Origin of the sequence: Persicitalea sp. (assembly GCF_041751555.1) — a bacterium.
Taxonomy (GTDB): domain Bacteria; phylum Bacteroidota; class Bacteroidia; order Cytophagales; family Spirosomataceae; genus Persicitalea.
The window spans coordinates 1-2,638 of the sequence record NZ_JBGSXF010000424.1 but is presented as its reverse complement, the minus strand read 5'-3'; the positions used below and the strand labels follow the sequence as shown (position 1 = coordinate 2,638).

Genomic DNA, 2,638 nt, shown 5'->3' with positions numbered 1-2,638 from the left:
GCATCCAGCAACGCTGGAAAGTCTTTTCGATACTTTTCCAAAGGCTCCTTCGCCAGCCGAACTACCTTCACACTTTCCGCCTCGCCCAAATCGGTAATGATTTCTCCCAGAAAATCGACAGCCACTGAGCCGCCCGAGTAGTCGATGCCGTTTCCGTCGCTTCCTATCCGGTTGACCCCTACAACGTAGCTGAGATTCTCGATTGCCCGCGCTCTTAGCAGCGTGTTCCATGCGTAAGTACGAGCAGCGGGCCAGTTGGCTACGTAAAGTAATACATCGTAAGGGTTTTCGGAATCCTGTCGGCTCCAAACCGGGAAGCGCAGGTCGTAGCAAATCATCGGACAGACACGCCAGCCCTTCCACGTCACAACCAGTCGCTTGTTTCCGGCGATGAAGTTTTCGTGTTCGGCTCCGTAACGGAACAGGTGGCGTTTGTCATAGCTTTCAAAAGTACCTTCAGGACGGACGCAGAGCAGGCGGTTATAGTAGTTTCCTTCTTCTTTCACCTGAAAACTACCTATGACCAACGCCTGGGTTTGCGCGGCCATCATTTTCAGCCAGCGCGTCGTAGTGATGTTCATAGGTTCTGCCAGGGCGGAGGCGTTCATGCTGAATCCCGTCGAAAACAATTCGGGCAGCACTATGACGTCGGCCAATTCGGGCAGAGCGGCGATTTTCTCTTCCAGTATCGCGAGGTTAGCCGTGATGTCTTCCCAAACCAGATCCGTTTGGATGAGGGCAACTTTCAAGTCAGGAGTGGGGGAGTGGGTAGTTGTTTCGATGATCGTTTTCGGTTGAAGTCAGTGAGGACGTAATTATTTTTTGGGAATAAAAACCAGAAACTCGCTGCCCACGTCCGGTTCGCTTTTCAGGTTCAGCTTCCAGCGGTGTGCTTTCACGATTTGACGGACGTAGCTCAGGCCAATGCCGAAGCCTTTGACGTTATGCACATTACCTTCCGACACCCGGTAAAATTTTTCAAAAACCTTTTTCTGCTGGCCGGGCGCGATGCCGATGCCTTTGTCACGTACCGATAGCACGAGTTTGTTGCCTTCGTCGAAAGTACTAACGCATACCTCAGGATTTTTCGGCGAGTACTTCAACGCATTGTCGATCAAGTTGTTTATCAAATTTCCAAAGTGCAGGCGGTCGGCTGACACGTAAGGAGAAGTAGCTTGCAGATCCAGCGTGATGCGGTCTTCGTAAGGAAGGGCGGCCTTGACAATCAACTCGTGCGCATCCAGCCATTCCAGTTCCAGAGCCAATTTGTTGCGTTCGGCTTTGGCCATGTTCAACACCATTTCAACTTGCCGCTGCAAGCGCATAATTTCTTCATCCACAATGCGTACATAGCGACTGTGCCGCTCCGGCTGAGAGGCAATTTTTGGGTTTTTGAGGACATCAGCGGCAATCCGAATCGTGGAAATAGGTGTCTGCAGCTCATGGGTCATGTTATTGATAAAATCCCGCTGCACTTCCGACAACTGCTTTTGCCGCAAAATGACGAATAGTGCGTAAGAGAAAAAGCTTACCGCAATCAGCACCAGAATGGAGGACCAAATCCAACCGCTCAAGTCGCCCGCGAGGTAGTTTTCCTGTTCGGGAAAACGAATGCCGAAGTAATAGGGGTACTTATCCGTCTTGACCCAGTCGGCGGTAGCGGCGGGTACTTTTTCGTCGTTGCGGGTGCTGAGCAGCATCCCGTAGCGCATCCGGTCGGTGGTGCAGTCATAAATCCCCACCTCGAAATCGGTGATGAGGTTGTGCTTCTGGAAGGATTCGCGAAGGAATTGTTCCAGTACCTCGGGCTGCGTGGTAGCGTTGGTATTGACCAAAAAATAATCCTGCGACTGTTGGTCGACGGGGTTGACGCTCTGCATGACGCCGTTGAACTGCGTCAGCCGCTCGGCTACTTCCTGCAAAGCCACATGAGCGCGTTGGTTGAATTGCCGCTTGCGCAAATCCAGCGTGCGATTCACCCAATACATCTGCGTTATCAGCACGCCGACGATCGACAGGGCAGAAAGCAGTACCAGCCAGCGTATGAGTCTTCGGGACAAAGTTTTTTAGTTGAAAGTTGAAAGTGGAGTGTGCTTTTGAGTTCGCAGTTCGTCCGATTGATCTTAGCCCAAAATTAGCACATATGGGGCATAATTGGGCTTATTAACAGCCCGTTAACATTTGTTGGCGTCTTGTTAACAAGCGGGTGGGGCGGGACGATCTACTTTTGGGCTGTTCAATTATTTCACCCAAAACCAAAAGTACCATGAAAACCAAAAACCTCTTCTTTACCCTGATTGCCCTTTGCGTGGCTACCGTCGTCGTGGCCGGAACGCTGGCTTCTTTTAAATGGACCGAGACGGATCACGATTTTGGCAAGATTCCACAAGACAAACCTGTGACGGTGCAATTCAAGTTCACTAACACGGGCGGCGAGCCGCTGGTCGTCAGCAGCGCCAAAGGTTCCTGCGGCTGCACGGGCGTCGAATACCCGCAGGAGCCGATTTTGCCCAACCAGAGCGGAACTATCAAAGCCACCTACAACGCCGCTGCCATCGGGCCGTTCACCAAGTCGGTCACGGTGTTTTCCAATGCCGCCGAGGGCGTTGCCGTGCTGCGCTTTCAGGGTGAAGTCATC

3 protein-coding genes are annotated in these 2,638 nt (G+C 52.0%); 1 reads left to right on the top strand and 2 read right to left on the bottom strand.

Translation table 11 applies throughout. The annotated features are described in order from the left end of the window. Positions 1-749 (bottom strand): amidohydrolase (locus ACEW8P_RS14875; RefSeq protein ID WP_373513868.1); only part of this gene is annotated, 749 nt, incomplete at its 3' end. 66 nt (positions 750-815) lie between these two features. Next, positions 816-2,060, bottom strand: a complete 1,245-nt coding sequence (locus ACEW8P_RS14870; protein ID WP_373513867.1) for a sensor histidine kinase — start codon at positions 2,058-2,060, stop codon at positions 816-818. A gap of 206 nt (positions 2,061-2,266) precedes the next feature. Here ACEW8P_RS14870 and ACEW8P_RS14865 point away from each other — a divergent pair. Continuing rightward, positions 2,267-2,638 (top strand): DUF1573 domain-containing protein (locus ACEW8P_RS14865; RefSeq protein WP_373513866.1); only part of this gene is annotated, 372 nt, incomplete at its 3' end.